A 23495-nucleotide genomic window follows, 5' to 3' on the forward strand; every position below is an offset into this window, starting at 1 on the left:
GCGGGTGCTTCTCCGGGCGCCCACCGGTGTTCGGCTCGGGAAGTAGCGGCTCGATCAGCTCCCACTGCGCGTCAGTCAGATCGGAGGGATAGCGGTGAGAGGGCATCCGGCCACCCTGACGGCGCCGACGCTTCTCGTCACGCCGCCACGCCGTACATGAACGATCTTCTCAAACACGCTCTTAGACCGCTTTCCGCGGACAGGCGGCCGTCGGACGGGGACCGACCGGCCGTCGGATGGGACCGGCCGTCGCGCGCGGACCGGCCGTCGGACGCGGACCGGCCGTCGCGCGCGCTGCCCCCCGCAGGCGACGCGACGGCCGGAGGCCCGTCAGGAGCAGGCGCTCTGGATCTTCGTCGTGAAGCCCTGGAGCTTGTTCGCCGACTCCATGGCCCCCGTGGGGTTCTTCGGGTCGATCTCGAACCCGTCGAAGGTGGCGGCCAGGTCGTTCAGCGCGGAGGCCAGCTCGCCGTCGTACTTGCCGGCCAGGTCCTTGACCTTCTTGGCGGCCTCGTCGCCGGCGGCCTCGAAGGCCTTGGGGTCGGTGCCGACGCTGGCCATCGAGGTGGTGAACTCGTTCGAGATCTTCGTGACCTCGGTGGCCACCTCGTTGCAGTCGACCGCCTGGCCGAGGGCGCCGCAGGCGGTGGTGAGGCCGGCGAGGGACAGCGTCGCGATGGTCATGGCGATACGCCGGCGAGGGGGAGTCATGGTCAGTTGCCCTTCATCGTTCGTCAGGAGATGGGAAGGAGGTTACGGCCATGCTCTTGATCGCCGCTTGCACGACACTAACAAGGTCCTTATCTCCGCCTTATCAGTGGTTCGCCCCGGCTCTCAGGACGATTGCCGCACCGGACCGGATGGCCGTCGATTTGTCGTGAAGCCCTCGCAAGCGGGTACCGTGAGTCTGATGCTGGCGGACCCTTTCGTGCACCCGGCCCTCTTCTATCAGGGCGACCGGGAGTACGTGGCTGCCACCAGCGCCTTCGTCCGCGAGGGGCTCGACGCCGGCGAGCCCGTGGCCGTCGCCGTTCCCGCCGGCCGGCTCAAGCTGATCGAGTCGGAGCTCGGCGCCGACGCCGCCCGCGTCCAGCTCCTCGACATGGAGCAGGCGGGCCGCAACCCCGGCCGCATCATCCCCGCCGTGCTGCGCGCCTTCGCCGACCGTCACCTCGGCACGCATGTACGGATCATCGGCGAGCCGATCTGGGCCGGCCGCTCGACGACCGAATACCCTGCCTGCGCCCAGCACGAAGCTCTGATCAACTTCGCCTTCACGGGGCGCGACGTCACGATCCTGTGCCCGTACGACGCCGATCGGCTCGACCCCCGCGTCCTGCGCGAGGCCGCGCAGACCCATCCGGTCATCTGGGACGGGCGGGGCCGACGACCCAGCGACGCCTACGCGCCCCTCCAGGTCGTCCTCGACCACAACCTGCCCCTCGGCGAGCCCGCATCGCCGCACATCCTCCGCTTCGACAGCGCCAACCTGTCGGAGGCCCGCACGCTGGCCGCCGACCGGGCGGCCGAGCTGGGGTTCGTGGGCGCCCGGCTCGACGACATCCGCCTGGTGGTCGCCGAGCTGGGGGCCAACAGCCTCGACCACGGTGGCGGCGCCGGTCTCCTCAGGGTCTGGACCGAGCACGACCGGCTGGTGTGCGAGGTCAGCGACACCGGCCACATCACCGACCCGCTGGCGGGCCGCCGGCCGGTCGATCCCCACGTGGCCGGGTCGCGCGGGCTGCTCATCGTCAACCTGCTGAGCGACCTCGTGCGGGTGCACACCCACGCGGGCGGCACCGCCATCCGCACCTACTTCGACCTGCCCGGCCGCTGATCGCCGCCGGCCGCGCGGGGGTGGGGCGGACCGCCGCCACCCTGAGGAGGCCCGCCCCATCAGGGTCCGTCTTCGCGCAGGTCAGCGCCGCCGGGTCAGGGATGTTCCGACCAAGGTCGTAGGGGGCGGTTCAGGGCCGTTTCGGGCCGATCTCCGATGGCTCGCCAGGCCGCGTTCCACGAGCTTGGGAGCATGAAGGCTCTGCTTGTGAGTGGATTGGCGGCCAACGCCGCCGGGACCGTCGCCATGCTCGCCCTGCACGCCCGGGCCGGGCTCGACCCGCTGTACGACGTGATCAGCACGTACGCGTTCCACGAGGACGGCTGGCTGCTGCCCACGTCGCTGACGTTGTTCGCGGTGGGCGGGGTGCTGACCGCCGAGGCGGTGCGCAGGGCCGGCGCGGGCGGCTGGGTGGTGGCGTTGCTCGGCGCCTGGTCGGTCAGCATGTTCCTCATCGGGGCCTTTCCCACCGACCGGCCGGGAGTGCCGTTGTCGCTGTCGGGCGGAATACACCGCTACGCGGCCTTCGCCGCCTTCCTCGCGATGCCGGCCGCTGGGATGCTGCTGGCCAGGACCCAGGCCCGGTACGGCCGGGCGGTGCGGATCCTCAGCGGGATCGCGCTCGGCGCACTGGTGCTGGTCGTGACGCCGTACGTGGTGCGCATGGCGGGCGTCCCGCTCGGCGACGGCGACATCCCCGCCGGGCTGACCCAGCGGATCGTCGTGATCACCGAGCTGGGCGTGCTCGCGGCGGTGGCGCTGTCGCTGCTCCGGGCCTCGGCCGCCCGGGCCGCTCAGCGTTCCCAGGGCGGCGTGTCGCCCATCTTGGCGTAGTACTTCGCCAGATGCGCCCTGACGCGGGAGATGTCCTCCTCGGGCAGGTCGATGCCGCCCCGTGCGCCGTCCATGACTCCCGCGGCGGCGACGACCGCCCGCGGGACGACCTTCAGCTCACCACCGACGACGTCGGCGATCGGCAGCTTGTACGAGCCGAACGCGCCGGCGTCGTCGCCGTCGTACCACACGTGGGCCTGCCGGTACTTCTCGTTGGGCCGGTCCTCGGCGCCCGCCCACGAGCGCACCCGCTTCTCGGCCGCGGCGGCGTCCCACGCCCGGTCGCGGTCGGCCAGCGGCAGGTCCTGGAACCTCGTAACGGTCATGACATGGGGCTACCCGCCTCGCAGGCGTGAAACGGGCGCGACTCGGTAGAGAAGGGGAAACGGCTGAAGGACGTGATGACGATGACGATACTGATCGCTTACGACGGCTCCGAGGACGCCAAGGCCGCGATCGCGTACGCGGGACCGCTGCTGAAGGGACAGCCGGCCGTCGTGCTCACCGTGTGGGAACGGGCCGTGACCGTGCCGGTGGGCCTGATGATGCCGGTCGGCCACTCGGCGGAGGAGGACGAGGCGATGCGCGGGGCGATGGCGCAGCTGGCCGCCGAGGGAGCCGACCTGGCCCGCCAGGCGGGGCTCGACGCCACGCCCCGGGCCGAGATCCATCCGGCCGCCGTGTGGTCGTCGATCGTGGAGGTCGCCGACGAGCTCGACGCCTCGCTGATCGTGACGGGCACGCGCGGGCTGGGCGGGCTCACGTCGCTACTGGTCGGCAGCACGGCCAACCGGGTGCTCCACCACGCCGACCGGCCCGTCCTGGTCGTGCCCGCCCCGAAGCCCGGGTGACGGAACGCCCGCCGCCGAAACCCCCGGGGGCGGGCACGATCGCGCCGCCGGGGCCGTTGTTCCGGCGGCCCCGGCGGGCCTAGGCTGACGCGCACATCGACCGACCAGCCGGTATGGAGGCGCTCGTGCCCGTCAACACCGTCCGCGGCCCCGTCGAAGCCGACCGGCTCGGCCAGACCCTCATGCACGAGCACGTCTTCGTCCTGTCCCCCGAGCACCTGGAGAGCTACGGCCGGGGCGCGTGGTGGGACGAGGAGGTCAGGGTCGCCGACGCCATCGGCAAGCTGCGGGCCGCCGCGGCCAAGGGCGTGCAGACCATCGTGGATCCGACCGTGTGGGGCCTCGGCCGGTACATCCCGCGCATCCAGCGCGTCGCGGCCGAGGTGCCGGAGCTGAACATCATCGTGGCGACCGGGCTCTACTCCTTCGAGGAACTGCCGCACCAGTACGAGCACCGCGGCCCCGGCCTGCTGCTCGACATGCCGGAGCCGATGGTCGAGGACTTCGTGCGCGACCTCACCGAGGGCATCGGCGACACCGGGGTGAAGGCGGCGTTCCTCAAGTGCGTGGTCGAGGAGAAGGGCCTGCTCCCCGGCGTCGACCGCATCTGCCGGGCCGTCGCGCAGGCCCACCTGCGCACCGGCGCGCCGATCACCGTGCACACCAACTCCTTCGCCGGAACCGGGCCGATCGCGCTGGACCTCTTCGCCGAGGAGGGCGTCGACCTGACCAAGGTCGTCGTCGGGCACGCGGGCGACACCAACGACCTCGACTACCTCATGCGGCTGGCCGACACCGGGGCCACGCTCGGCATGGACCGGTTCGGTCTCGACATCTACAACCCGACGGCCCAGCGGGTGGCCACCATCGCCGCCCTGTGCGAGCGGGGCTACGCCGACCGGATGGTGCTCAGCCACGACACCGCCTGCTTCATGGACTACTTCGGCGGCGCCTGGGACGAGGCCCGCGGCGCGGTGGCTCCCAACTGGCGCTACGATCACATTCACGATGACGTCGTGGCCGCGCTTCTCGACTCCGGGGTGACCCGGAAGCAGATCGAGCAGATGCTGGTGTTCAACCCGAGACGCTACTTTGCGTAAAGTGGTGACATCGGTCAAGCAATGCGGGTAGGTGGAGCTGGGTGACTTCGGAGCAAGCCTTGTCGATCAGCCTGGGGCTCCAGGGCCCCTGTGTCATCGCAAGGCTCACGGGGGAGTTCGATTTCGCGTCGGCCGCCGAGGTGCGCGACCGCGTGACCAAGGCCCTCGACCTCACCCAGCCACCCCTGCTCGTCATCGACATGCAGGCCGTGAGCGTCTGCGACTCCTCAGGTTTGTCGGTCCTGGTCTACCTGCACAAGGCGGTCACCGCCTCCGGCGGGCGGCTGCTGCTGTCGGGGCTCAACGGCCGCTGCAAGCACCTGTTCGCCATCACGGCCCTCGACAAGTTCTTCGACATCCGCAGCACGGCCGAACTGGCCATCGCGGAGCTCAACGAGACAGGGGACGCGCCGCCGTTCACCGGCTAGTCCTGACATATCCCGATATGTGTTGACCCGGTGCCCTCCGTGATGGTTAATCGAAGGGGCTGAGGCTGCTTTCGACGGGGGAAGCGGCCACGCGTCGCACTGGGGGCATCATGCGCACTCGCCTGTCCGCCTTGCTCTTATCGGCCTCGCTCGCGACCACGACCCTGGTCGCCGCCTCGCCCACCGCCCACGCCGCGACACCCACCGGCACGTCCGTGACCCTCGCCGGCGGCGCGGCGACAGGCGCCGCCGCACGCCCGAAACTCGTCCGTACCAAGATCTACTTCGGTCGATGCAAGGACACCTGCCGGATCAAGGTCCGCATCAAGAACGTCTCCGCGAAGCGGCTCTACGACGTCACCCTGACCGCCCGCCTGGAGATCAACAACCGCAAGGCCGGGTCGTGTCACGACTACGTCGGCGCCATCCGTCCAAGGGCCACCCGGTGGGCCGGCTGCACGGTCCGTTCCGGGACACTCGCCAAGCAGTGGAACCGCTGGCTCGACGGGGAGATCCGCTGGGACCGGGAGGCTCGCACGGTGGTCGCCTACGAGTACTACGGCTGACCGCCGCTTTGGGGAGCGTTCCAGCGAGCTGAGACGCCGACCACGAAGAGAGGGAGCCAGGGGCCCGAGCCGGGCTCGGCCCCCGGCCGGTCAAGCAGTGATCATCAGAGCCAGGCCGATGAGTACCACGATCGGCACCACCCAGACCACGGCCTCGGCAGCGAACTCCTTGTACATCGGTCGATCTCCCTTGTCACGCCCACGCGGGCGGCGTACACGTCACTGCGCAGCATAGCCGCCCACCGGCTCTCCCAATCCACCGCGCCGCAACACCGCCCAAATCCCCCGCGTCGCGTCCGCTGATCGCTGCCGCGGTCGCTTCCCGCGTGATCCCAGGAACGGCACCGCAGCGATCGGCTCCTTCCGCAGCGAGGTGCTCCTTCCGCATCGAGGTCCGCAGGCTGGCCGCAGCGATCCACAGGGCCCCTGACGGTCCGGAGATCTTCGAGAGCGGCCCGCTCCCGTGCGCAGGCTGCGCCCGGCCGCCCCCGTAGGGGCCGGCACATTCGACTGCCTTGCCCGGCCGCCCGCTGCAACGAGAACTGCGGTTCGACCATCGACATCGACCACTGGCGTCGACCACCGATGTCGACCCTCGCATCGACCGCCGGATCAGCCACCGGTCAGACTTCGGCGGCGGCTGCTCCCGCGCGTCGAACGTCCCGGATCCTCTCGCGGGCGACACGCGGCGACGGATGTCACCTCGTGCGGGCGGCGCCGCCGTATCCCATCATCATGGCCGGTCGTCCTCGGCCCGCAGCCGGTTCAGCGCGATCCGCTTCCCCAAACCGGCCAGCGACTCGTCGGCCATCAGCCCGGCCAGCAGCGGCGCGTCGGCGTCCACCCGGTCCAGCACCTCACGGTGTCCACCGCTGAACCGGCTCCATGCGCGTACCACTTCCGGCATGGCGGCGATGGCCTCCTCCGACAGGATGGCCTCCCGGGGCAGCCAGGACGTGAAGAGCTGGGACACCCGCGCAGGGCTCCACCACAACGGGCGATCCCCCACGAACTCCACCAGCTTTCCGAACGCCTCCGTCGCCCCCGGCAGGTCAGGCAAATCCTGGAACCTGGAGACGGTGTCATCCGGCGCGGACCGCACGGCATGCGGCACGGCACGCGCGCGCCCCAGCGCGAACGGCCGCACCGAGGGGAACGTGTCGGCGACCATCGCGCCCATCACGCGGTCGGTCAGCTCCAGCGCGTCGAGTATCCGCCCGGCCACCACGCCCGGCTCCGCGGGATCCAGCCGGAGGTCGTCCAGGAACTTCGGCTCGTCGACCAGCGCGTCCACCGCCAGACCGCCGTTGACCTGGTCGACGCCCACGACGAGGACGTGCGGCTCCTTGTCGTCGTGGTAGCGGAAACGCAGCGCGGCGAGGGTCTGCTGCCCGTAGCGGTCGGCCTTGCCGTACCAGGCTCCCTCGCACATCACCTGGCCCATGCGAGCCACCCACCCGGGCAGCGCCCGCACCGCGTCCCGCCCCGCCTCAGCCCGGGCGGCGACGTCCGCGGCCGCGTCCGCCCGTTCGCCCCCGGCGTGCCCGCCACCGTTCGGACGCCCGCCATCGGTCTCCGCGCCCGCGTCACCGTCCGGACGTGCGCCGGAGCCGACCGGCGCAAACGGAGCAGCCTCCACGCCGAACAGGGCGGCGAGAACCAGCCGCGCCTCTGCGGTGTCCGAGGCGGTCAGCTCCCGTACGAACTCCTCCGCGCCGCCCTGCTCCAGCCCGGCGGCGAGCCTGGCCGCCCAGAGCTCGGTGCGCAGCGGGGAGCGCCACCTGAGCAGGTCACGGGCCTGCGCGATCGCCGTGGTAAACGTCGAAGTGCTCACCCTCCGACCGTATCGCCCGGCGCACCCCGCCATCGGCGGCCACGTTCCGCTGGAAGCGGACCCAGTCCCGCCCCTGCACCGAATCCCGCTCCCGTGCGCGGGGCATGAGGCGCTCAGCAGTGCCGGCCCTGCTCGCCGCGCGAGGGCCGAGAATCGTTCAGGAGCGACCGGACCGCGGCCAGGCCTGGGGCCGCCCTGGGTGGGGCGGCCCCGGGCCTGGCCGGTTCGGGTGGGCGGCCCCAGGTCCGGCCGATACGGGGGAGGGCTGGAGGTCAGCGGCTGTTGCCGGGACCGGTCAGTCCTGCCTTGCGGAGGGCTTCGGCCATGGCGCCCGAAGGGGCTGGGCGGTCCTGGCGCTGGCCGCCCTGACCGTTGCCGCGCTGGCCGCCGTTGCCGCGCCCACGCTGGCCGTTGTCGCCGCCGCGCTGGGCGCCGTCGCCGCGGCCACGCTGGCCGCCCTGGCCGGCGCCACCGTCACCTCGCGTGCCCTCGCCTCGCGTGCCGTCACCTCGGGTGCCGCCCCGCTGGCCGCCGTCTCCACGGCTGCGCTGGGTGCTGTCGCGGCCCTGGCGGGGGCCGCGCTGGCCGCGTCCGTCGGCCGAGCTCTGGGCCGCCTCGTCGTCCAGGCGCAGGGTCAGGGAGATGCGCTTGCGCGGGATGTCCACGTCGAGCACCTTGACCCGGACGATGTCGCCCGGCTTGACCACGTCACGGGGGTCCTTGACGAAGGTGCGCGACATGGCGGAGACGTGGACCAGGCCGTCCTGGTGGACACCGACGTCCACGAACGCGCCGAACGCCGCGACGTTGGTGACCACGCCTTCGAGGATCATCCCGGACACCAGGTCCGAGATCTTCTCGACGCCCTCCTTGAAGGTGGCGGTCTTGAAGGCCGGACGCGGGTCACGCCCGGGCTTCTCCAGCTCGCGGAGGATGTCGCCGACCGTCGGCAGGCCGAACGTGTCGTCGGTGAACTCCTGCGGCTTGATCGAGCGCAGCACCGCCGTGTTGCCGATCAGCGTCTTGAGGTCGGTCCTGACGGAGCCGAGGATGCGCCGGACCACCGGATAGGCCTCGGGGTGCACGCTGGACGCGTCGAGCGGGTCGTCGCCGTCGCGGATGCGCAGGAAGCCCGCGCACTGCTCGAACGCCTTCGGCCCGAGCCGCGACACCTCCTTGAGCGCGGTGCGCGTACGGAACGGGCCGTTGGTGTCGCGGTGGCGCACGATGCTCTCCGCCAGCGTGGCGCCGATGCCGGACACGCGCGTGAGCAGCGGAGGGGAGGCGGTGTTGACGTCGACGCCGACGGCGTTGACGCAGTCTTCCACCACCGCGTCGAGCGAGCGGACAGCTTGGTCTCGGCCAGGTCGTGCTGGTACTGGCCGACGCCGATCGACTTGGGGTCGATCTTGACCAGCTCGGCCAGTGGGTCCTGCAGCCGGCGGGCGATCGAGACCGCGCCGCGCAGGGACACGTCGAGCTCCGGCAACTCCTGGGAGGCGTACGCGGAGGCGGAGTAGACCGACGCGCCGGCCTCCGACACCACGATCTTGGTGAGTGACGGCATGTGCTTGACCAGCTCGCCCGCCAGCTTGTCGGTCTCGCGGGAGGCGGTGCCGTTGCCGATCGCGATCAGCTCGACGCCGTGCTTCTGCGCCAGTGCGCCGAGCACGGCCAGCGACTGGTCCCACTGCCGCTTGGGCTCGTGGGGATAGATGGTGGCGGTGTCGACCACCTTGCCCGTGGCGTCGACCACGGCGACCTTCACGCCCGTGCGCAGGCCGGGGTCGAGCCCCATGGTGACGCGCGTGCCCGCCGGGGCGGCCAGCAGCAGGTCGCGGAGGTTGGCGGCGAACACCCGCACCGCCTCGTCCTCGGCCGCCTGCCACAACCGCATGCGCAGGTCGATGCCCAGGTGGACGAGGATGCGTGTGCGCCAGGCCCAGCGAACCGTCTCACCCAGCCAGCGGTCGGCCGGCCGGCCCTGGTCGGAGACGCCGAACCGGGAGGCGATGCGCATCTCGTAGTCGGGACTGTCGTCCGGCTCGAGTGTGACGCTGAGGATCTCCTCCTTCTCGCCCCGGAACATCGCCAGAATCCGGTGCGAGGGCAGCTTGGTGAACGGCTCGGCGAAGTCGAAGTAGTCGGAGAACTTCGCCCCCGCCTCCTCCTTGCCCTCCCGCACCTTGGCGACCAGCCGTCCGCGCTCCCACAGCTGCTCCCGCAGCCCGCCGATCAGGTCGGCGTCTTCGGCGAACCGCTCGATCAGGATGGCCCGGGCCCCCTCCAGCGCCGCCCCGGCGTCGGCCACCCCCTCGGTGACGAACCCCTCCGCCTCCGCCGCCGGATCCAGCGTCGGGTCGGCGAGCAGTCGGTCGGCGAGCGGCTCCAGCCCCAGCTCGCGGGCGATCTGCGCCTTCGTGCGCCGCCTGGGCTTGTAGGGCAGGTAGATGTCCTCCAGGCGCGCCTTGGTCTCGGCCGCCATGATCTGGGCGCGCAGCTCGTCGTCGAGCTTGCCCTGGGACTCGATCGACTCCAGGATCGCCGAGCGGCGCTCCTCGAGCTCGCGAAGGTAGCGCAGCCTCTCCTCGAGCGTGCGCAACTGCGCGTCGTCGAGGGCTCCGGTCACCTCCTTGCGGTATCGGGCGATGAACGGCACCGTGGCGCCGCCGTCGAGCAGCTCGATGGCCGCGAGCACCTGCCCGTCGCGCACGCCGAGCTCTGCGGCGATCCGCTGGTGAATAGAGAGCACTTGCCTGCCTTTCGATGGTCCCGCCGGTCAATTGTGCAGGACCGAGCCGTTCTTCATGACCAGAGTCCGCGACGGGTGAACACGCCGCGCCCGGTGGGCCCGGCGCGGCGGACGGGGGCGGATGCGGACGAGAACGCCGGTCATGCCGAGAACCTTAGAGCCCGGCACCGACGATTTCCGGATCCGCGGCCGGCCGCGGCCTTGAATGTCTTCGCGCGACCGGGAGCTCTTGGCACCGGTTCGGGGGCGCCTGTCCCGCTCTGCGCGCCGGAGGTCGCGGATCAGATGTCCGCGAGGTGGGAGACGTTCGCCCGGTCGGTCTCGTCCGTGCTCGGCCGGCCGGCCAGCCAGGCGTCGAGGATCTCGTCGAGCAGCACGTCGGAGGTGAGGCGCAGGCTGAGCGCCAGGACGTTCGCGTCGTTCCACCTACGCGCGCCGTCGGCGGTGTAGGCGTCCACGCACAGGGCGGCCCGTACGCCGGGCACCTTGTTGGCCGCGATGGACGCGCCGGTGCCGGTCCAGCAGCACACCACGGCCTGGTCGGCGCGGCCCTCGCCGACGTCCCGCGCGGCCGCCTCCGAGGCCCACGCCCAGTCGTCGCGTTCCTCGTCGTTCAACGCGCCGTGCGTGATCACCTCGTGCCCGCGGTCACGCAACCCCGCCACGACCCGCCGGGCCACCCCGTCGAGGCTGTCGGCTGAAACGGCGATTCTCATGTTCCACGTCTACCAGGAACCGCCGGGTTGCGTGCTCTCGTGGTCGCGGTCCTCGGGTGGGAGGCAGGGGGAGGTGGCGGCGAGGTAGAGGTTGTCGCCCTCGGTCCAGGCGAGGGCGAGGACGAAACCGTCAGGGCTGCTCGTGCCGGTGATGCTGGGATGGCCCGCCTCGAAGCCGCCGGTGGACGTTATCGCGTGCCCCTGAGCTTCCCAGTGGTCGTGCACCTGCCGAGCCGCTGTGACGACGCCTCCGTCGGGAAGACCACGAAGCCAATATTTTCGATTGATGGTGAACCGCAGAGGAATCCCGTCGTCGGACCAGGCGCAGGGATTGGGTGGGGTCGAATAGGGGATGATCTCGAGCTCCGCCGGCGGTGTCAGGGCCGCAGCGGTTTCGCGTACGAGTTGTTCGACGCGTTCGAGAGCTTGGGTGTGGGTGACGGTCCGTTCTGATGGGTGCTCGGGCATGCAGGAGCTCACGGTCATGATCAGGGCAAGGGTGCGTGCGAACCTAGTGAGAGACATCGCCGATATCTTCGTTCCGGCCGAACTGCGGCATGAGCAGTTGTGGCCTGGGTGACAAGGCAGGTGGATCTTCCAGTTCCTGATACTGCTCGTTGACTATCCGTCCGAGATTGCGTAGCGACGCAGAATCGACATCCCAGTACGACGAGTGGGCGTTCTGGAGGAGGCTGCGGCCTACGGGGAAAGGACGGGCGCCGAAGGAGGGGGAGCCGGGGTCGCGGCCGAAGTGGCCGAGTTTGGCGACCGGGTCGTTGCGGTCCTCGCCGACCCAGACGCGGTCGGCGGGGAGGCCCAGTTCGGTGGCGTGGTCGACGCCGACCCCGGGGCTGCCCACGAAGATGAGCTCGTCCGCCAGGCGTCCCCGGCGCAGCAGGGCGGCCTGACCTGTGACGAGGGAGCCGTAGCTGTGGCCGAGGACGACGTGGCGGCCGGGGGCGGTGCGGGCGGCGGTGAGGCCGTCGGTGAAGGCGGCGAGTTCGGTGGCGCCGCGCCGGGCCGGCGCGGCGCCGATGACGGAGGCGCCGGGGGTGAGGGTGCCGGACGTCTGGGGCGGGTCGTAGCCGAGCCAGGCGATGGAGGCGATGGTCCGGGAGCCGGCCGTGGCCTGGGCCTGCTGCCACAGGACGCGGGCGCGGTCGATGTCGCCGGCGAAGGCGCTCAGGCGGGTGTTCAGGCCGGGCACGTACGTCACGGTGACGGCGGCCGTGTCGGGGTCGCCCCAGGAGACGGCCAGCCGGCCGGTGCCGGTGAGGTCGAAGGACAGCAGGAGCGCGGGGGGATGGCCGGACACGCCGCCGAGGGCGAGGGCGCGTTCGACCATGGTGATGTTCTTGAGGAGGCGCATCGTCTCGTCCTGGGCGAGCAACGCCGCGGGCGTCGCCAGGTGGCGCAGGTCGGTGGTGATGGAGGTGAGGGCGCCGGGGCCGTACAGGCGGGACAGTTCGGCGGTGAGCCGGGCCTTCTCCGCGGCGAGCAGGTGGCGGTTGGCCCGGTCGCGTACGGCGGCGGGCAGGCCGTCGAGCGAGCCGAAGCCCGGCAGGGTGACGAGGTGCCGCCGGGCGCCGTCGGGCAGGCGCCGCCACCAGGAGGCGACCTGGGCGGGCAGAGCGGTGTCACGCACGGCGAGGAGCTGGGCCAGGCAGCCCTGGTCGCCCGTGGCCAGGCGGGACAGGAGGGCGTCGCGGGAGACGGCGTACGCGCCGAAGAGGTCGTGGGCGGCCACGCCGGCGGGGATCCAGCGGTCCGAACGCCGGATGCGGGCCAGGCGGCGGCGGAGGTCGGGGCACTGGGTGGCGGTCCATTCGGCGGCGCGCAGGACGGTCCAGGCGGGGGAGGGCGGCAGGCCGAAGGCGGCCAGCTCCGCCCGGAGCCGGTGGCCTGCGGCGGAGAGGCGGTCGGCGGCGGCTTCCAGGGCGGCGATCAGGGCCGTCATGGCGGCGGTGTCGATGCCGCGGAACGGGCCGTGGGTGGCCGGGGCCACCGGCACCTGGGTGGAGGTGGCCGGAGGTGGGGGCTGCGGCTCGCCCAGGTGGGCCGCCGTCTGGGCGAGGGAGGCGAGGGCCAGGGCGAACGCCGACTGCAGGGAGCCTCGTTGGGTGGCCAGCCCGGCCGCGAAGTGCGGCGCTCCACCGCCGACCCAGGCGTGCGCGACCATCAGGCGGGCCGGGGCGTCGAGGTCGGCGTGGTGCTCGGCGGCGAGTTGGGCGACGCGGCGGAACGCCGCACCGGCCGACGGTGCCCGCATGGACGTCTCGCCGGTTGAGGGCGCCGTCATGCGCGTCTCGCCGGTCGGTGCCGCCACGTCTCGCGGGTCCCTCCGCTCCGGCGGGCTGGGAGGAGCGGGTCGACTGGGAGGAGCGGGTCGACTGGAAGGGTGTGGTGGGCTCGGTTCGTCTGGTCGGCTCCGGTGGTGCGGTGCGCCTTGTGGGGTTCGGGCATGGCGGGTTCAGGGTCTCAGCCCGGGGCGACGGCGGTCGGCGAAACGGAAGTTCGCGGCGATAAGTCGGCTCGGTCCCTCATGTCGGACTAGCGAAACCAGGTGGCATGTGCTTGGTTGTGTCGCCATATGAAGATTGATTTAGGGGATGTTGAGGATCTTGCCCGGGGATGTGCCGTATTGGGTACCGGGGGCGGGGGAGACGTGCGGACGGGCGCGCTGGCGGCGCGCCGGGCCATCGAGGAGTACGGGGCGGTGCCGCTCGTCCGGCCGCGGGACCTGGCCGGTGACGCGCTGGTCGTGCCGCTGTCCGGCATCGGGGCGCCCACCGTCAGCCACGAGATGATCCACGGCGAGGAGGAGCCGCGCCGGATCGCCGAGGAGGTCGAACGGATCTTCGGCCGGCCGCCGGACGCGGTCATGTCGTCGGAGATCGGCGGCGCGAACGGCGTGGCGCCCGTCGCCTGGGCCGCGCAGCTCGGCCTGCCGCTGCTGGACGCCGACGGCATGGGCCGGGCGTTCCCCGAGGTGCAGATGGTCTCGATGTACGTGGCGGGGCTGCCGGCCGACTTGGTGATCATGGCGGATGTGGCCGGGAACGTGGTGACCATCCGGCCCGTGGACGGCCTGTGGTCCGAGCGGCTGGCGCGGGCGGTGTGCGTCGCCGCCGGCTCGCACGCGCTGATGGCCGACTACGTGCTCACCGCCGAGCGGGCGAACGGCGCGCTGATCGAGGGGACGGTGTCGCGGGCGCTGGCCATCGGACGGGCCACCGTGGGGGTCGCCGAACCGCTGCGGGCGCTGCGGGACGAACTGGGCGCGGCCCGGCTGATCAGCGGCAAGCTGACCGACGTCGAGCGACGCACCACCGGCGGATTCGTCAGGGGGACGGCCACGATCGAGGGCACCGGCGGCGACCGTGGCCGGCGGCTCACCCTGGAGCTGCAGAACGAGAACCTGGTGGCCGTCGAGGAGGGGCGGGTCAGGGCCATGGTGCCCGACCTGATCACCGTGGTCGACACCGAGACGGCCGCCGCGATCCAGACCGAGGCGCTGCGTTACGGCCAGCGGGTCACGGTGCTCGCCTGGCCGTGCGACCCCCTCTGGCGTACGCCGAAGGGGCTGGAGACGGCAGGCCCGCGGGCGTTCGGCTACGACCTGGACTACGCGCCCGTCGAGGAGTTGACGACGTGATCGAGGGAGCGCTGCGTGTCGGCATCGACGTCGGCGGCACGAACACCGACGCCGTCGTCCTCGACGCCGCCGACCGGGTGGTCGCCAAGGCCAAGCGGCCGACCTCGCCCGACGTCACCGAGGGGCTGCGGGCCGCGCTGGACGCCGTCCTGGCCGAGGCGGGAGCCGCGGCGGGCGGGGTGTCGCGGGTCATGCTCGGCACCACCCACGCCACCAACGCCGTCCTGGAACGCCGCAACCTCGGCCGGGTCGCCGTGCTCCGGCTCGGCGCGCCCGCCACCACGTCCGTGCCGCCGCTGTCCGGCTGGCCCGCCGACCTGCGCGAGGCCGTCTGCGCCGGGGAGGCCGTGGTGCCCGGCGGGCACTACGTCGACGGGCGCGAGATCGGCCCGCTGGACAGGGACGCGATCCGCCGCTTCCTGGACGGGACGGCAGCCGACGCGGTCGCGGTGACCGGCGTGTTCAGCCCGGCGGACGGCGGGCACGAGCGGGAGGTCGCGGAGCTGGTGCGGCGGGAGTACGGGCTGCCCGTCTCGCTCAGCCACGAGATCGGCTCGCTCGGGCTGCTCGAACGCGAGAACGCGACCGTGCTCAACGCCGCCCTGTACGGCGTGGCCGCCCACGTCGTGGAGGCGCTGGTCAGAGCGCTGGCCGAGCGCGGGCTGGCCGCCAGGCCGTACCTGGCCCAGAACGACGGCACGCTCATGACGGTGGAGCACGCGGCGCGCCTGCCGGTGGCGACCATCGGTTCCGGCCCGGCGAACTCGCTGCGCGGCGCCGCGTTCCTGTCGGGCGTGGCCGAGGCGGTCGTGGCCGACGTGGGCGGGACGTCCACGGACCTCGGCGTCCTGGCGGGCGGGTTCCCCCGGGAGTCGGCGGCGGCGGTGGAGATCGGCGGTGTGCTGACCAACTTCCGCATGCCGGACATCCTGGCCATCGCGCTGGGCGGCGGCAGCGTGGTCCGTGAGCACGGCGTCGGCCCCGACTCGGTGGGATACCGGATCACCGAGGAGGCGCTCGTGTTCGGCGGCGGCACGGTGACCATGACCGACGCGGCGGTGGCCGCCGGCCGCACGCCGCCGGGGCTGCCGGGCCGGCCGGAGACGTTCCGGCTGGACGGCCTGATGCGGGCGGCCGTGGCGCGGGCCGACGAGATGGTGGCCGACGCCGTGGACCGGATGGCGCTCGGCCGTGGGGACCGGCCGCTGGTGGCGGTCGGCGGCGGGGCGTTCCTGCTCGCGCCGGAGATCCCCGGGGTGAGCCGCGTCGTCCGTCCGGAACACGCCGAGGTGGCCAACGCCGTGGGCGCCGCGATCGCGCTGGCGAGCGGCAGAGTGGATACGATCTTGCCTGCGGGCGAAAGCCGGTCAAAGGCGATCGAAAGGGCCAAGGAGGAGGCCGCGGCGCGAGCCGTCGCCGCGGGTGCCGACGCCGCGCAGGTCGAGATCGTCGACCTGGTCGAGGTGCCGTTGAGCTACCTCTCCGAGCCCGCCGTGCGGGTACACGTCAAGGCCGCCGGACCTCTCGCCCGGTGACGACATCGAAAGGACCCTCATCCATGCGCTGGCACAAGCGACTGCTCGTCGCCGGAGTCGCCGGCGCCGTGGCCATGGCCGCATCCGCATGCGCGGGCGGTCAGGTGCGCGGCGCCGGCGGGACTCCCCAGCCGAGCACCACCACCAGCCCGTCGTCGGCGGCGGCCCAGGCCAACGACGCCACCTTCGTCTACGCCCCGAACCTGGACGTGGTCACCGACTGGGACCCGGCGAGCTCGTACTCCAACGAGATCATCGCCATGGCCAACATCTACGAGGGGCTGACGCGCTACAACGCCGAGGCCGGCAAGCCGGAGCCGCGCCTGGCCACCGAATGGACCTCGGCGAACGACGGCAAGGAGTGGACGTTCAAGCTGCGCCAGGGCGTGAAGTTCCACACCGGGGCGCCCCTGGACGCCGAGGCGGCCAAGAAGGCCATCGAACGCACCATCAAGGTCAACTCCGGGGCCGCCTACATCTGGGGCTCGGTCGACAGGATCGAGGCCGTGGACCCGGCGACGCTGAAGTTCACCCTCAAGTACGCCGCGCCGCTCGATCTCGTCGCCTCCTCCGGGTACGCGGCCCACATCTACGACACGTCCGTGGCCGACGAGCTCAAGGACGGCACGAAGGACGCCGGCACCGGCCCGTACACGATCGACACGTGGCAGAAGGGCAAGGAGACCGAGCTCACGCTGAAGGCGTTCGAGGACTACTGGGGCGGCTGGAAGCCCGAGCAGTACAGGAAGGTGAGCTTCCGCGTCACCCCGGAGATCACCACCGCCTGGCAGCTGCTGCAGAAGGGTGAGGTGAACTTCGTCCCCCGGCTCAACCCCCAGCTGTTCGAGCAGGCCGGCACGACGGAGGGCGTGCGCACCGCGCAGAAGCCGTCCTTCCAGAACCTCCTGCTGCTGCCCAACACCGTGTCCGGTCCGATGAAGGACGTGAAGGTCCGGCAGGCGCTGCAGCTCGCCATCGACTACGACGGCCTGGTCGCGGCGCTGAAGGGCGCCGGGACGAAGGCCTCCGGCCTGGTCCCGCAGGGCCTGCTCGGCCACGTCGCCGGCATGGAGCCCCGGCAGGATCTCGCGCGGGCGCAGGAGCTGCTGAACGCCGCCGGCTACGGCCCCGACCTGGAGGAGCTCAAGCTCACGCTCACCTACGCCCAGGGCGACGAGGACCAGAAGCTGCTGGTCACGTTGCTCAGCTCGACGTTCAAGAAGCTGAACGTGACGCTGCAGGCCAAGCCGATGGCCTGGAACGCCCAGTGGGACCTCGGCAAGAAGCGGGGCCAGGACATCTTCGTCATGTACTGGTATCCGGACTATCCGGACGCCTACTCGTGGTTCCTCAACGTCTTCAGGAGCGCGGACAAGCCGCAGTTCAACCTCTCCTATCTGAAGAACCCCGGCGTCGACCGGGCCATCGACGCGCTGCCGCAGCTCACGGCCACCGACGCGCTGGCCGCCGACGCGGCGTACGCCGACCTGCAGAAGAAGATCCTTCAGGAGGAGGCCGCGGTGGCGGTGCCGTACGTGCAGACCTACCAGCGCGCGCTGTCGGCCGACGTGGAGGGGTACGCCGACAACCCGGCCTATCCCAACGTGGTCTTCTTCCACGACCTCAAGCCCGCCGGCTGAGGTCGTGCCGCGCTACGTGGCCCGCCGGCTCGGCCAGGCGCTGCTGGTCGTGGCCGGTGTGGTCGGGCTGACGTTCGTCATCATGCGGATGGTGCCGGGTGACCCGGCGGTGGCCTTCGCCGGGCCGAAGGCCACGCCGGGGCAGCTCGCGGAGGCGCGGGAGCGGTTCGGGCTGGACGACCCGCTGCCCGCCCAGCTCTGGAACTACGTCAGGGACCTGGTGACCGGCGACTGGGGGACCAGTCTGCGCACCCGGCAGCCGGTCGTCGAGGACCTGTACGTGGCGTTCCCGGCGTCGCTGGAGCTGGTGGGCGCGGCGCTGCTCGGCGCCGTGGTGGTGGGCGTCCCGGTCGGGGTGCTCGCCGCCCGCTATAAGCGGAAATTTCCGGATATTGGGGTGCGGGTGACGAGCATGCTGGCCGTTTCCGTCCCGGTGTTCTGGCTGGCCCTGGCCCTGCAGACGGTCTTCGCCGGCCACCTCGACTGGCTGCCGGTCGCCGGGGAGTACGACCCCGCGCTCGACACCACGAGCCCGCTCACCCTCTGGACCAACATCACCGTCGTGGACGCCCTCATCACCGGCAACTGGCCCATCCTCACCAGCACCCTGGAGCACCTGGTGCTGCCCGCCCTCGTCGTGGCCGCGTACCCGACCGGCGTGATCGCGCAGATGACCCGGGCGGGGCTGATCGAGGAGTCGGGCCAGGACCACGCGCGCATGGAGCGGGCGCTCGGCTTCGGGGAGACGGCCATCCTGACCAGGTTCGCGCTGCGGCCGGCGCTCAATCCCGTGCTCTCGCTCATCGCCCTGGTCTTCGCCTACGCGATCGTCAACGGCTTCCTGGTGGAGGCGGTCTTCAACTGGCCGGGCCTCGGCAGGTACGCCGTCGAGTCGATCCGCCACCTCGACACGCCGGCCATCGCGGGCGTCACGCTGCTCGTGGCGCTGATGTACGTGCTCGCCAACCTGCTGGTGGACCTGCTGCAGGGTGTGGTGGACCCGAGGGCGCGGCCGCGATGAGGAGCCGCGGCAAGGAGGGCGTGCTGCGGGACCGGCCGGCCGTGCTCGGCGCGGCGCTGCTCGCCCTGATCGTGCTGGCGGCCCTGCTCGCGCCCTGGCTGGCGCCGTACCCGGCCGACGAGCCGGACCCGTACAACCACCTGCTGCCGCCGAGCGCCGCGCACTGGTTCGGCACCGACAGCGTGGGCCGCGACGTGTTCACCCGGGTGCTGTACGGCGCGCGGACGTCGCTGTTCATCGCCGCGGCCGTGCTCGCCGTCGCGGCGACCGCCGGCGTGCTGCTCGGGGTGGTCGCCGGCTACGCGGGGGGCTGGGTCCGGGACGCGATCATGCGGGTGACGGACGTGTTCCTGGCGTTCCCGGCGCTGCTGCTGTCGCTGGCGCTGGCCGTGGTGCTCCAGCCCGGCGTGACCACCGTGGTCGTGGCCATCGCGGTCACCTGGTGGCCGTGGTACGCCCGCCTGGCCGCCTCCGTCGCGGCCTCGGTCGCCACCCGCCCCTACGTGGACGCCGCCCGCTGCCTGGGCGTCCCGGCTCCGCTGATCGTGCTGCGGCACGTCCTGCCGAACTCCCTCACTCCCGTGCTGGTCCATCTCTCCCAGGACGCCGGCGGGGTGATCCTGACCGCGGCGGTCCTGTCGTACCTCGGTCTGGGCGCGCAGGAGCCGACGGCGGAGTGGGGGCTGATGGTGCAGCAGAGCCAGACCCTGTTCACCACGAACTGGTGGGTCGTGACGTTCCCCGGGCTGGCGATCATGCTCACGGCGTTCGCGTTCAACCTCGTCGGCGAGGGGCTGCGCGAGGCGCTCGATCCGCGCAGGGTGGTGGTCAGGTGATCGAGGTACGCGACCTGCGGGTGAGCTACGGGGACCGGACCGTCGCCCGCGTCCCCGAGCTGGACGTGCGGGCCGGGGAGTGCGTGGCGATCGTGGGGGAGAGCGGGTCGGGCAAGTCGACCACGCTGCTGTCGCTGCTGGGCCTGACCGAGGGAGCCCGCGTCTCGGGCACGGTCCGGGTCTGCGGGGTGGACGTGCTGCGCGCCCCCGAGCGGCGGCTGCGCGAGCTGCGCGGCGCGCGCGTGGCGCTGGTCATGCAGGCGCCGCAGGCCGCGCTCAGCCCCACGACCCGCCTCGGCGTGCTCATGCGCCGCGCCCTGCGCCTGCACGGCGTGGCCGGGCCGGACCGTGTGGCGCGGGAGGCGATGGCGGCCGTCATGCTGGACCCGGAGCTGCTGCGCCGCTACCCGCACGAGGTCTCCGGCGGGCAGGCGCAGCGGTTCGCCATCGCGCTGGCCATCGCGCTCGGCGCCGAGGTCGTCCTGGCCGACGAGCCCACCAGCGCGCTCGACGTGACCGTGCAGGCGGAGGTGATGGGCGTGCTGCGCCGCCTGCGGGAGGAGCGGGACCTCGCGGTGCTCCTCGTCTCGCACGACCTCGCCCTCGTCTCCACCGTCGCCGACCGGGTGCTCGTCATGAAGGACGGCGAGGTCGTGGAGGCGGGCCCGGCGGCCGAGGTGCTGGCGCGGCCGTCCCATCCGTACACGCGCGAGCTGCTGGAGGCGCTGCCGTGAGCACGCTGCTGAGGGCCGAGGGGGTGACGCTGGGGTACGGACGCACGCCCGTGGTCCACGACGTCACCCTCGACATCACCGAGGGCGGTGTCGGCCTGATCGGGGAGAGCGGGTCGGGCAAGACCACGCTGGCGCGCGCGTTCCTCGGCCTCCTCACCCCCATGTCAGGAAACATCTGGTACGGCGACCAGAACCTGAAAAAAGCGGATATGAGGCGCTTCCGACGTGACGTCCAGCCGGTCTTCCAGGGCGAGGCCCTCGACCCCCGCATGCGCGTCGGCGCCTCGGTCGCCGAGGCCCTTCCCCGGGCCGACCGCCGGCGCGTACCCGATCTGCTCCGGCAGGTCGGCCTGGACCCCGAGCTGGCCGGTCGCAGGCCGCACCAGCTCTCCGGCGGCCAGCGCCAGCGCGTGGTGATCGCCAGGGCGCTCGCAGCCGGGCCCCGGCTGCTCGTCCTCGACGAGCCCACCAGCGCCCTCGACGTGACCGTGCAGGCGCGGATCCTGGACCTGCTCGCCGGGCTCGACACCGGACGGCTGCTCATCACCCACGACCTGGCCGTGGTCGGCCGGCTCTGCCGCGCGTCGTACGTGCTGTTCGCGGGCCGCGTGGTCGAGTCGGGACCCACGGCCGAGCTGCTGGACGCGCCGGCCCACCCCTACACGCGGGCGCTGCGGGACGCGGCGCCCAGACTCGGCGGGGAGCCGCCCCGGGTCGCGGCCCGGCAGGAGCAGGCGGAGGCGAGGGCGGGGGCGGGGGAGCCCGGCGGCTGCCCGTTCCGCGCGCGCTGCCCGCTGGCCGTGGCGGAGTGCGGGCGGAGGCCCGCGCTCAGGCAGGTACGAGGCCGGCGGGTGGCCTGCCACCGGGCCGAGGAGGTCCTGGCGGGCCGTTGAGCGTCACAGCGCCTTCAGGCCGCTGATCACCTCCAGCAGCACGCTGGCGGACGGCGCGGGCGGCGGCAGCTCCACCTGGACGAGCTGCTGCTGGTGCAGGTCGCCGACCAGCACCCGGACCACGCCGATGGGCAGGTTGAGCTCCGCCGCCACGTCGACGAGCCGGGTCGGGGTGGTGCACTTCTGCAGGATGATCAGGTGTTCGGGGCCGAGCCCCACGGGCGGGGTGAGGCCACCGGCCGTGATGATCACCGCGATGAGGTCGATGGCCTCGCTCGCGGGCACCGTACGGCCCTTGGTCAGCAGGTAGGCCGGGACGATCGGACCGGCGTCCTCGTCCAGCCAGCGCTCGTCACTCACCCTGCACCACCCGCATCGGACGGACAGGTTCCTTCGGGCGGTCCTCCGGCTCGGCCGGCGGATCGCTCACGTGTTCTGCCGGGATCAGCACGATGGCAGTGGTCCCTCCATATGGTGAACCGCGCAGTGTCACGCGGATGTCATGCCTGGCGGCCAGGCGGGAAACGACGAAAAGGCCGAGCCGATCGCTGTCGGCCAGGTCGAACTCCGGTGGGCTGGCCAGCCGCTCGTTCAGGCCGGCCAGCTCCTCGGCGCCGATCCCGAGACCGCGGTCCTCCACCTCGAAGGCGAAGCCGCGGGCCGTCACCTCGCCGCGCACCTGGACCGGGGTGTGCGGCGGCGAGTAGACGGTGGCGTTCTCGATCAGCTCGGCTATCAGGTGTATCACGTCCCCGACCACGGGTCCGGCCAGACGCTGGGCCGGCATCGGCTCGACGATGACCCGCTGGTAGTCCTCCACCTCGGCCGACGCGCCCCGGGCCACGTCGAGCATCGGCACGGGCTTGCTCCAGCCGCGGCCCGGCGTCGCGCCGGACAGGATGATCAGGCCCTCCGCGTGGCGGCGCATGCGGGTGGTCAGGTGGTCCAGCCGGAACAGGTCGTCCAGGGCCTCCGGGTCGGTGGCCCGGTGCTGCATGTCCTCCAGTTGGATGCGCTGGCGGTGCAGCAGGGTCTGGCTGCGGCGCGCCAGGTTGCGGAAGACGTGGCCGACGCCGTCGCGCAGTTGCGCCTGGCCGACCGCCGCCTCCACGGCCGTCTGCTGGACGGTGGAGAACGCCTGTCCCACATCGCCGATCTCGGCGGTCGTGGTGGCGACTGACAGCTCGGGCACCTCGACCGCCTCCCCCCGGCGCAGCTTCTCCACGACCTGCGGCAGCCGCTTCGCGGCCACCTCCAGGGCCGCCTCGCGCAGCGCCCCCAGCTCCTTCGACAGCCGGGTGCCCATCCGCAGCGAGAACGCGATCGACACGATGACCAGCACGAAACAGGTGCCGGCCAGCACGAACGCCCGCCACAGCACCGCGTCGGCCACCGGCTCGGCCCGCTCGGTGAGCAGCGCGCCGGCCTGCGTCTGCGCCTCCTGGAACGACGTGCTGAACGCCTCGCTGGCGGCCAGCCAGGACCGCGGGGCGCCGCCCGCGATGATCTGGTCCTCCATGAGCCGCAGCCGCTGGTAGCCGGGCGAGGTGATCAGCGAGACCTGGACCTCCCGCAGGCCCGGGTCCAGCTCGCCCAGCGCCTGGTCGATGAGGAAACGCCGGTTGCCGACGAGCTGGGTGAACAGGCGGCGCTCGGCGGCCGTGGCCGGCCCCGCGGCGATGGCCTGCTCGCGGCTCAGCAGCTCCCGGGCGTACCCCAGGTCGATGACGACGCGCGACTGCTCGTACAGGGGGATGTCGTCGATGAACGCCACCCGCTTGTGCAGCCCGAACAGCGCGTCGGCGATCGCGTTGTACGCCTCGATCACCTGCAGCCGGCCGGACAGGCCGGTGTCGATGTCACCCCTGATCGCGTCCAGCCGCTGTAGTTGCGTCACCACCACGTCCACCTGCGTGCTGATCGCCTCCGAAGTGTGCATCGAACGGGCGGACAACTGCCTGAACCGCTCGTCGGCGGCGTCGGTGCGGGCGCGCTGGGCGGCGAGCTCCTGCACTCCCGGGGTGCTCTTGCCGCGCAGCAGCTTCACCGAGGCCAGCCGCTCGCGCTGGAGCTCGGTGGTGAGCTGGTCGGCGGGGTGCCGGAGGTTCGTCCAGAGCGTCTTGTACTGCCGCAACTCCAAGCTCTCGCTCGCCGTGACGGCGGTGATGACACCCCACAACACCACCATCGAGGCAAGCGGGACCAGCAGCAGGCCGATGATCTTCAGTCGGATCGTGCGGCTGCGACCCATGGCACCTCTTCC

General features: G+C 72.2%; 22 protein-coding genes and 1 pseudogene. 13 read left to right on the forward strand and 10 right to left on the reverse strand.

The window, feature by feature from the left end; translation table 11 throughout:
* The coding region (locus ACGF0J_RS33720; protein WP_393152732.1) for a transposase at nt 1–106 on the reverse strand (106 nt) is incomplete at its 3' end.
* A gap of 224 nt (nt 107–330) precedes the next feature.
* Entirely contained in the window at nt 331–684 is a 354-nt protein-coding gene (locus ACGF0J_RS33725) for a hypothetical protein (protein WP_393152528.1), read from the reverse strand.
* A gap of 226 nt (nt 685–910) precedes the next feature.
* Between ACGF0J_RS33725 and ACGF0J_RS33730 the strand changes: the two genes are divergently transcribed.
* Both ACGF0J_RS33730 and ACGF0J_RS33735 read left to right on the forward strand, forming a co-directional pair.
* Nucleotides 911–1837, forward strand: coding sequence for an anti-sigma factor RsbA family regulatory protein (locus tag ACGF0J_RS33730; RefSeq protein ID WP_393152530.1), 927 nt, complete (start codon nt 911–913; stop codon nt 1835–1837).
* A 192-nt stretch (nt 1838–2029) separates the two neighbouring features.
* Nucleotides 2030–2671, forward strand: coding sequence for a DUF998 domain-containing protein (locus ACGF0J_RS33735; RefSeq protein ID WP_393152532.1), 642 nt, complete (start codon nt 2030–2032; stop codon nt 2669–2671).
* Here the strand turns inward: ACGF0J_RS33735 and ACGF0J_RS33740 are convergent.
* Nucleotides 2632–2997 (reverse strand): hypothetical protein, encoded by a 366-nt coding sequence (locus ACGF0J_RS33740; RefSeq protein WP_393152534.1) that lies wholly within the window; start codon nt 2995–2997, stop codon nt 2632–2634. The two genes, ACGF0J_RS33735 and ACGF0J_RS33740, sit on opposite strands and share 40 nt — an antisense overlap.
* 81 nt (nt 2998–3078) lie before the next feature.
* On the opposite strand from ACGF0J_RS33740, the gene ACGF0J_RS33745 reads away from it, so the two are divergent.
* From ACGF0J_RS33745 to ACGF0J_RS33760, 4 genes are all read left to right on the forward strand, one after another.
* Complete coding sequence (locus tag ACGF0J_RS33745; protein WP_393152536.1) at nt 3079–3522, forward strand: universal stress protein; 444 nt, start codon at nt 3079–3081, stop codon at nt 3520–3522.
* 113 nt (nt 3523–3635) lie between these two features.
* Complete coding sequence (locus ACGF0J_RS33750; RefSeq protein ID WP_393152538.1) at nt 3636–4622, forward strand: phosphotriesterase; 987 nt, start codon at nt 3636–3638, stop codon at nt 4620–4622.
* Between the two features lie 41 nt (nt 4623–4663).
* The gene (locus ACGF0J_RS33755; protein WP_393152540.1) at nt 4664–5050 is read left to right on the forward strand and encodes an STAS domain-containing protein; all 387 of its coding nucleotides are present in this window, start codon (nt 4664–4666) and stop codon (nt 5048–5050) included.
* Between the two features lie 110 nt (nt 5051–5160).
* Nucleotides 5161–5616, forward strand: coding sequence for a hypothetical protein (locus ACGF0J_RS33760; RefSeq protein ID WP_393152542.1), 456 nt, complete (start codon nt 5161–5163; stop codon nt 5614–5616).
* Between the two features lie 733 nt (nt 5617–6349).
* On the opposite strand, the gene ACGF0J_RS33765 is transcribed toward ACGF0J_RS33760, so the two are convergent.
* The 5 genes and pseudogenes from ACGF0J_RS33765 to ACGF0J_RS33785 all read right to left on the reverse strand — a co-directional run bounded on the left by ACGF0J_RS33765 (nt 6350) and on the right by ACGF0J_RS33785 (nt 13217).
* Nucleotides 6350–7450, reverse strand: coding sequence for a hypothetical protein (locus tag ACGF0J_RS33765; RefSeq protein ID WP_393152544.1), 1101 nt, complete (start codon nt 7448–7450; stop codon nt 6350–6352).
* A gap of 272 nt (nt 7451–7722) precedes the next feature.
* A pseudogene (locus ACGF0J_RS33770) lies at nt 7723–10202 on the reverse strand (Tex family protein).
* 281 nt (nt 10203–10483) lie between these two features.
* Nucleotides 10484–10918 carry an RpiB/LacA/LacB family sugar-phosphate isomerase gene (locus ACGF0J_RS33775; protein ID WP_393152546.1) on the reverse strand — a complete coding sequence of 145 codons (435 nt, stop codon included), beginning with the start codon at nt 10916–10918 and terminating at the stop codon, nt 10484–10486.
* A 9-nt stretch (nt 10919–10927) separates the two neighbouring features.
* Nucleotides 10928–11404 carry a hypothetical protein gene (locus ACGF0J_RS33780; RefSeq protein ID WP_393152548.1) on the reverse strand — a complete coding sequence of 159 codons (477 nt, stop codon included), beginning with the start codon at nt 11402–11404 and terminating at the stop codon, nt 10928–10930.
* 25 nt (nt 11405–11429) lie between these two features.
* Nucleotides 11430–13217, reverse strand: a complete 1788-nt coding sequence (locus ACGF0J_RS33785) for an alpha/beta hydrolase (protein WP_393152550.1) — start codon at nt 13215–13217, stop codon at nt 11430–11432.
* 291 nt (nt 13218–13508) lie between these two features.
* Between ACGF0J_RS33785 and ACGF0J_RS33790 the strand changes: the two genes are divergently transcribed.
* From ACGF0J_RS33790 to ACGF0J_RS33820, 7 genes are read left to right on the forward strand one after another with little or no spacing between them, the layout of a single operon-like run.
* The gene (locus tag ACGF0J_RS33790; RefSeq protein ID WP_393152552.1) at nt 13509–14573 is read left to right on the forward strand and encodes a DUF917 domain-containing protein; all 1065 of its coding nucleotides are present in this window, start codon (nt 13509–13511) and stop codon (nt 14571–14573) included.
* On the forward strand, nt 14570–16108 hold the full coding sequence (locus ACGF0J_RS33795; protein WP_393152554.1) for a hydantoinase/oxoprolinase N-terminal domain-containing protein: 1539 nt from the start codon (nt 14570–14572) through the stop codon (nt 16106–16108). Before ACGF0J_RS33790 ends, ACGF0J_RS33795 begins: the two co-directional genes overlap by 4 nt.
* Nucleotides 16109–16131: 23 nt before the next feature.
* Nucleotides 16132–17748, forward strand: coding sequence for an ABC transporter substrate-binding protein (locus ACGF0J_RS33800; RefSeq protein WP_393152556.1), 1617 nt, complete (start codon nt 16132–16134; stop codon nt 17746–17748).
* Nucleotides 17749–17752: 4 nt separating this feature from the next.
* Nucleotides 17753–18769, forward strand: a complete 1017-nt coding sequence (locus tag ACGF0J_RS33805; protein WP_393152558.1) for an ABC transporter permease — start codon at nt 17753–17755, stop codon at nt 18767–18769.
* Complete coding sequence (locus ACGF0J_RS33810; RefSeq protein WP_393152560.1) at nt 18766–19605, forward strand: ABC transporter permease; 840 nt, start codon at nt 18766–18768, stop codon at nt 19603–19605. The genes ACGF0J_RS33805 and ACGF0J_RS33810 overlap by 4 nt, the downstream gene beginning before the upstream one ends.
* Complete coding sequence (locus ACGF0J_RS33815) at nt 19602–20339, forward strand: ATP-binding cassette domain-containing protein (protein ID WP_393152562.1); 738 nt, start codon at nt 19602–19604, stop codon at nt 20337–20339. The genes ACGF0J_RS33810 and ACGF0J_RS33815 overlap by 4 nt, the downstream gene beginning before the upstream one ends.
* The gene (locus ACGF0J_RS33820; RefSeq protein WP_393152564.1) at nt 20336–21232 is read left to right on the forward strand and encodes an ABC transporter ATP-binding protein; all 897 of its coding nucleotides are present in this window, start codon (nt 20336–20338) and stop codon (nt 21230–21232) included. The genes ACGF0J_RS33815 and ACGF0J_RS33820 overlap by 4 nt, the downstream gene beginning before the upstream one ends.
* 3 nt (nt 21233–21235) lie before the next feature.
* Here ACGF0J_RS33820 and ACGF0J_RS33825 read toward each other — a convergent pair whose 3' ends face one another.
* Complete coding sequence (locus ACGF0J_RS33825; RefSeq protein WP_101787211.1) at nt 21236–21592, reverse strand: DUF742 domain-containing protein; 357 nt, start codon at nt 21590–21592, stop codon at nt 21236–21238.
* On the reverse strand, nt 21585–23483 hold the full coding sequence (locus ACGF0J_RS33830) for a nitrate- and nitrite sensing domain-containing protein (RefSeq protein ID WP_393152566.1): 1899 nt from the start codon (nt 23481–23483) through the stop codon (nt 21585–21587). Before ACGF0J_RS33830 ends, ACGF0J_RS33825 begins: the two co-directional genes overlap by 8 nt.
* Nucleotides 23484–23495: the final 12 nt, after the last annotated feature.

The sequence above is a fragment of the Nonomuraea sp. NPDC047897 genome (assembly GCF_043204415.1).
Classification (GTDB): domain Bacteria; phylum Actinomycetota; class Actinomycetes; order Streptosporangiales; family Streptosporangiaceae; genus Nonomuraea.

What these genes read in the sequence shown, in the direction of transcription:
- ACGF0J_RS33725 (WP_393152528.1), bottom strand. Translation starts at nt 684, where the DNA reads ATGACCATCGCGACGCTGTCCCTCGCCGGCCTCACCACCGCCTGCGGC.
- ACGF0J_RS33730 (WP_393152530.1), top strand. Translation starts at nt 911, where the DNA reads ATGCTGGCGGACCCTTTCGTGCACCCGGCCCTCTTCTATCAGGGCGAC.
- ACGF0J_RS33735 (WP_393152532.1), top strand. Translation starts at nt 2,030, where the DNA reads ATGAAGGCTCTGCTTGTGAGTGGATTGGCGGCCAACGCCGCCGGGACC.
- ACGF0J_RS33740 (WP_393152534.1), bottom strand. Translation starts at nt 2,997, where the DNA reads ATGACCGTTACGAGGTTCCAGGACCTGCCGCTGGCCGACCGCGACCGG.
- ACGF0J_RS33745 (WP_393152536.1), top strand. Translation starts at nt 3,079, where the DNA reads ATGACGATACTGATCGCTTACGACGGCTCCGAGGACGCCAAGGCCGCG.
- ACGF0J_RS33750 (WP_393152538.1), top strand. Translation starts at nt 3,636, where the DNA reads ATGGAGGCGCTCGTGCCCGTCAACACCGTCCGCGGCCCCGTCGAAGCC.
- ACGF0J_RS33760 (WP_393152542.1), top strand. Translation starts at nt 5,161, where the DNA reads ATGCGCACTCGCCTGTCCGCCTTGCTCTTATCGGCCTCGCTCGCGACC.
- ACGF0J_RS33775 (WP_393152546.1), bottom strand. Translation starts at nt 10,918, where the DNA reads ATGAGAATCGCCGTTTCAGCCGACAGCCTCGACGGGGTGGCCCGGCGG.
- ACGF0J_RS33780 (WP_393152548.1), bottom strand. Translation starts at nt 11,404, where the DNA reads ATGACCGTGAGCTCCTGCATGCCCGAGCACCCATCAGAACGGACCGTC.
- ACGF0J_RS33785 (WP_393152550.1), bottom strand. Translation starts at nt 13,217, where the DNA reads ATGACGGCGCCCTCAACCGGCGAGACGTCCATGCGGGCACCGTCGGCC.
- ACGF0J_RS33790 (WP_393152552.1), top strand. Translation starts at nt 13,509, where the DNA reads ATGAAGATTGATTTAGGGGATGTTGAGGATCTTGCCCGGGGATGTGCC.
- ACGF0J_RS33800 (WP_393152556.1), top strand. Translation starts at nt 16,132, where the DNA reads ATGCGCTGGCACAAGCGACTGCTCGTCGCCGGAGTCGCCGGCGCCGTG.
- ACGF0J_RS33810 (WP_393152560.1), top strand. Translation starts at nt 18,766, where the DNA reads ATGAGGAGCCGCGGCAAGGAGGGCGTGCTGCGGGACCGGCCGGCCGTG.
- ACGF0J_RS33830 (WP_393152566.1), bottom strand. Translation starts at nt 23,483, where the DNA reads ATGGGTCGCAGCCGCACGATCCGACTGAAGATCATCGGCCTGCTGCTG.